Here is a 4,882-nt window from a genome sequence, read left to right as displayed (position 1 = left end):
GCCCCTTCAATGGCCCGCGGAAACACGCGGAAGGACGCGGAAAGAGCAGAACGAGCCCGGCGCCTCGCCAGGCCCGGCGCCCTTCCGCGTCCTTCCGCGTGCTTCCGCGGGCAATCATGACAGCGCCTGCGGCGCGCGAGGCGGCCCTGGTCAGCCGCGCGCCAGCATCCGATCCACCGAGTACCGTCCCGGTCCGTGGGTCGCCAGCACCAGGCCGACGGCGATCAGGCACATGGAGCCGAACGAACCGCGCCAGCCTTGGAAGTGGTCGACCATGACGATGGCGATCACGAAATTCACCGCGCACAGTAGGCCAGCCCAGCGGGTCGCCAGGCCCAGGATGAAGGCCGCGCCGATGGCGAACTGCACCCAGACGTCGAACGGCGCCAGGAACTCGGGCGCCGGGAAGCCGAACTGGCGCAGGAACTTCACGAACTTCGCCATGTGCTCGGCGCTGGTGATGTTGTCCCAGACGCCCCAGACCAGGAACGCGCCGACGCTGGCGCGCAGGGCCAGGAAGGCCAGGTCGGTTCCGGCGGCAAGGTGGGGAAGGGTGACCAGGCGAGGCAGGTTCATTGCGGTGGCCCTCCGACGTCCCGATGATGGGTGACATGAGTCCCGAGGGTTCCGGAACGCAACGCTTGGCCGCGCGCCTGCAGCCCTGCGGGCCAGTGCTCGACGCCATGGCGGCAGAGCGGGCGCGCGAGATCGTGGCGGAGGCGGCCTGGACGCCCGACGTCGAGCACGCGTGGCCGGCGCTGGCGCCCGTCTTTGCGGCCTCGCCCTACCTGGCCAGCCTGGCCCGCCGGGATCCGCCGCGGTTGGCGGCGCTGCTGGCCGACGACCCGGATGTCCGGCTGGCGTCGATCCTGGCGCGGACGGACGAGGTCGAGGACCTCCTGCCCGAGGCGGCCATGGCGCCGCTGCGGCTCCTGAAGCAGGAGCTGCACCTGCTGACGGCGCTCTGCGACCTGGGCGGCGTCTGGGACCTGGACCAGGTGACCGGCGCGCTGACCCGCTTCGCCGACGCGTCCGTCGGCGCGGCCTTGATGTCGGCGGCGCGGGGTGAGCTGGAGGCCGGTCGGCTCACGCGGCTCGGCGAGGGCCGCGAGGGGCCGGTCCCGGGCTGGTTCTGCATCGCCATGGGCAAGCAGGGCGCCTTCGAGCTGAACTATTCCAGCGACATCGACGTCTCGGTCTTCTTCGATCCCGAGCGGCTGGCGACGGTTCTCGCCAAGGACGTGGAGACCCAGGCCTTCGCCGTGCGCCTGACCCACCGGGTTTCCGACCTGATGCAGGCCAAGACCGTCGACGGCTATGTCTTCCGCATGGACCTGCGGCTGCGGCCCGACCCTGCGTCGACGCCGCCCGCCGTGCCCGTGCCTGCGGCGCTGGAGTACTACGAGACCGTCGGCCAGAACTGGGAGCGCGCGGCCTTCATCAAGGCCCGCGCCTGCGCCGGCGACATGGCCGCCGCGACCGCCTTCCTGGACGAGCTGGTCCCCTACATCTGGCGCAAGAACCTCGACTTCGCCGCGATCGCCGACATCCACTCGATCAAGCGCCAGATCCACGCCCACAAGGTGGACGAGCGCGTCTCGGCCAAGGGCGTCGACCTGAAGCTGGGCCGCGGCGGCATCCGCGAGATCGAGTTCTACGTGCAGACCCAGCAGCTGATCCTGGGCGGCCGCCACCCCGAGCTGCGCAGCCCGCGGACCCTGGACGCGCTGGCGGCGCTCGCCGCGGCCGGCCATGTGACCGGCGGGGCGCGGGACGAGCTCACCGAGGCCTACCAGCGCCTGCGCGGCGTCGAGCACCGCATCCAGATGCTGGACGACGAGCAGACCCACCGTCTCCCGGAGGCCGACGCCGACCGCAAGCGGGTGGCCGCGCTCTCGGGCCAGGCGCCGCTGCGCAGCTTCGACGCCGAGATCACCCGCACGCTGAAGGCGGTGAACGCCCGCTACGGCGAGCTGTTCGCCGAGGAGGAGCAGCTGTCGTCGCGCTTCGGCAGCCTGGTCTTCACCGGCGTCGACGACGACCCCGAAACCCTGGCCACGCTGCGGCGGATGGGCTTCTCGAACGCGGCCCAGGTCTCGCAGACCATCCGCAGCTGGCACCACGGCCACGTGGCCGCCACCCGCACGGAACGCGGGCGCGAGCTCTTCACGCGCCTGGCGCCGCGCCTGCTCGAGGCGGCCAACGGGACCGGCGCGCCGGAGCCCGCCTTCAACCGCTTCTGCGACTTCTTCGGCGGCCTCTCGACCGGCGTGCAGCTGCAGTCGCTGTTCCTGTCGCAGCCCAAGCTGTTCGAGCTGGTGGTGCAGGTGCTGGCGTTCGCGCCGAAGCTGGCGGCCACGCTGGGGCGGCGCCCGGCGGCGATCGACGCCATGCTCGACCCCGACTTCTTCGAGGAGATCGACGTCGAGGCCGAGCGCGCCGACATGACCCGCGCCGTGGCCCGTGCGGGCAGCTTCGAGGGCGCCATGGACGTGGTGCGCCGCATCCACCGCGAGCAGGCGTTCCGTGTGGGCGTGCAGGTGATGAGCGGTTCGGCCACGGCCGAGATCGCCGGCCGCGACTTCGCCGACCTGGCCGACCTCTGCATCCAGGCCCTGGCGCCGGCCGCCCTGGCCGAGGCCGAGAGGATGGGCGGCGCCTTCCCGGGCGACGTGGCGGTGGTGGCGCTGGGCAAGTGCGGCTCACGCGAGATGAGCGCGGGCTCGGACCTCGACTTGATGACCCTCTACCGCGCCGCCGATCCCGCCGCGGCGTCCGAGACCAGGGGCTGGGACGCCTCGACATTCTACGGCCGCTTCACCCAGCGGCTGATCGCGGCGCTGTCCAGCCCGACAGCCGAGGGGCAGCTCTACGAGGTGGACATGCAGCTGCGGCCATCGGGCACCAAGGGGCCGGTGGCGGTGAGCTTCGCGGCCTTCGACCACTACTACCAGGGCGAGGCCGAGACCTGGGAGCTCTTGGCGTTGACCCGGGCGCGCGTGGTGTGGGCCACCACCGACGCCTTCGCGGCCGATGCGCAGCGTGCGGTCGAGACGGCCCTGCGGCGCCCGCGCGACCGGACCAAGACGGCGCACGACGTGCGCGAGATGCGCCAGCTGCTGGAAGACGAGCGGCCGCCCAGGGGCGAATGGGACCTCAAGCTGTCGCCCGGCGGCATGGTGGACATCGAGTTCGCCGCCCAGTTCCTGCAGCTCGCCCATGCCGCCGAGGGCGGACCGTTGCGGTGGAACACGGCCGAGGCGCTGACGGCGGTCGGGCAGGCGGGGCTTGCGCCTGCGGGTGCGGTGGCAGCGCTTTGCGACGCTTGGCGGCTGCAGCAGGACCTGACGCAGCTGCTCAAGGTGGCGCTGACTGATGACGCCCATCCGGCTCACGAACCCAAGGCTTTCCAGGCGCTGCTGACGCGGGCGGGCGGGGTGAAGACGTTCAAGGCGCTGGAGAAGCGGCTGGCCGAGGTCCAGGCGGCGGCGCGGGCGGCGTATCGGGAGGTCGTGAAGGCTTGACCTCGCCGCGACGGACATTCGCCGCAGCCGCGTGCAACCCTGCGGGTGGGCAACCCTGACGTCTGAGGACACATGAACCGCATCCTTCTCGCCGCCGCCTTCGCCGCGATCGCCCTGGGTCACTTTGGGGCCGCCGCCGCGCAACCCGGCCCGGGCCGCGAGCCCCCGAACCCCGACACCGACCGCGACGGCAAGGTGACGCTGGCCGAGTTCCAGGCTGCGCAGGGCGACCGCCAGGGTCGCATGTTCGCGCGCATGGACGCCAACAAGGACGGCAAGATCACCCAGGCCGAAATGGACGCCGTGGCCAAGCGGGCCGAGGCGGCCGGGCGCACCGGCCCGGGCGGCGGTCCGCCCGGCGGCATGCTGATGCGCCTCGACGCCAACAAGGACGGCGCAGTCACCAAGGCCGAGATGGCGGCCATGACCGAGCGCCGCTTCCAGATGGCCGACACCAACAAGGACGGCTGGCTCTCCAAGGGCGAGCTGCTCATGATGCGGCAGCGGCGTGGACCGGGCGGCCAATAGCGACGACCCGCCCGCCGGCGGCGAGGTCAGGCTTGGGGGATCCCGACGACGAGCTCCTGTCGCGCGTGGCGCAGGGCGATCCGGCGGCGTCGCGCGCGCTCGTCGCCCGCAAGCTGCCGCGGCTGCTCTCGCTGGCCGGCCGCATGCTGGGCGATCGCGCCGAGGCCGAGGACGTCGCCCAGGAGGCCTTCCTGCGCGTCTGGAAGCAGGCCGCGTCATGGCTGCCCGGCCCGGCGCGGTTCGACACCTGGCTGCACCGGGTGGCGCTGAACCTCTGCTACGACCGGCTGCGCCGCCGTCGCGAACTGGCCTATGCCGACCCGCCCGAGCGGCCCGACGAGGGGCCGGGGCCCGAACGCGGGCTCGAGGCGCTGGATACCGGCCGGCGGGTGGAGCGGGCGCTGCAGGCGCTGCCCGACCGGCAGCGCGAGGCGATCGTGCTCTGCCACTACCAGGACCTCGGCAACATCGAGGCGGCCGCGGTCATGGGGGTGAGCGTGGAGGCGCTGGAGAGCCTGCTATCGCGCGGGCGCCGCGCGTTGCGGGCCGCGCTCATCGATCTGAAGGAGGGACGGCATGACTCCTGAGCGTTTCGAGGCCCTCGCGGAGGCCTACGGCGGCGACGTCGCCCGCTGGCCGGACGCCGAACGCGAGGCCGCCGCCGCCTGGATGGCGGCCGAGCCGGCGCGGGTGGGAACGATCCTGGCTCGCGCCGACGATCTGGACGCGGCGCTCTTGGCGTACGCGCCGCCGCGGGCCGCGCCGGGCCTGGCCGAGCGGATCGTGGCGGGCGCGCCCCCGCCTCGCGCGCGCTGGACCGGCTGGCTGCT

4 protein-coding genes and 1 pseudogene are annotated in these 4,882 nt (G+C 72.9%); 4 read left to right on the top strand and 1 reads right to left on the bottom strand.

Going from position 1 to position 4,882, the window contains the following annotated elements:
• Positions 1-150: 150 nt before the first annotated feature.
• On the bottom strand, positions 151-576 hold the full coding sequence (locus VGD44_RS02255; protein WP_331083438.1) for a DoxX family protein: 426 nt from the start codon (positions 574-576) through the stop codon (positions 151-153).
• Positions 577-599: 23 nt separating this feature from the next.
• On the opposite strand from VGD44_RS02255, the gene VGD44_RS02250 reads away from it, so the two are divergent.
• The 4 genes and pseudogenes from VGD44_RS02250 to VGD44_RS02235 all read left to right on the top strand — a co-directional run.
• Positions 600-3,524, top strand: coding sequence for a bifunctional [glutamine synthetase] adenylyltransferase/[glutamine synthetase]-adenylyl-L-tyrosine phosphorylase (locus VGD44_RS02250; RefSeq protein WP_331083442.1), 2,925 nt, complete (start codon positions 600-602; stop codon positions 3,522-3,524).
• A gap of 72 nt (positions 3,525-3,596) precedes the next feature.
• On the top strand, positions 3,597-4,052 hold the full coding sequence (locus VGD44_RS02245; RefSeq protein ID WP_331083436.1) for an EF-hand domain-containing protein: 456 nt from the start codon (positions 3,597-3,599) through the stop codon (positions 4,050-4,052).
• Positions 4,049-4,639 (top strand): RNA polymerase sigma factor, encoded by a 591-nt coding sequence (locus VGD44_RS02240; RefSeq protein ID WP_331083440.1) that lies wholly within the window; start codon positions 4,049-4,051, stop codon positions 4,637-4,639. The genes VGD44_RS02245 and VGD44_RS02240 overlap by 4 nt, the downstream gene beginning before the upstream one ends.
• Positions 4,629-4,882: pseudogene (locus tag VGD44_RS02235) on the top strand (hypothetical protein); the annotation flags it as partial. The gene VGD44_RS02240 and the pseudogene VGD44_RS02235, both read left to right, overlap by 11 nt.

The organism is Phenylobacterium sp. (assembly GCF_036402295.1).
In the GTDB taxonomy this organism is placed as follows: Bacteria; Pseudomonadota; Alphaproteobacteria; order Caulobacterales; family Caulobacteraceae; genus Phenylobacterium.
This window is presented reverse-complemented; position numbering and strand designations above follow the sequence as displayed.

What these genes read in the sequence shown, in the direction of transcription:
- VGD44_RS02255 (WP_331083438.1), bottom strand. Translation starts at nt 576, where the DNA reads ATGAACCTGCCTCGCCTGGTCACCCTTCCCCACCTTGCCGCCGGAACC.
- VGD44_RS02250 (WP_331083442.1), top strand. Translation starts at nt 600, where the DNA reads ATGATGGGTGACATGAGTCCCGAGGGTTCCGGAACGCAACGCTTGGCC.
- VGD44_RS02245 (WP_331083436.1), top strand. Translation starts at nt 3,597, where the DNA reads ATGAACCGCATCCTTCTCGCCGCCGCCTTCGCCGCGATCGCCCTGGGT.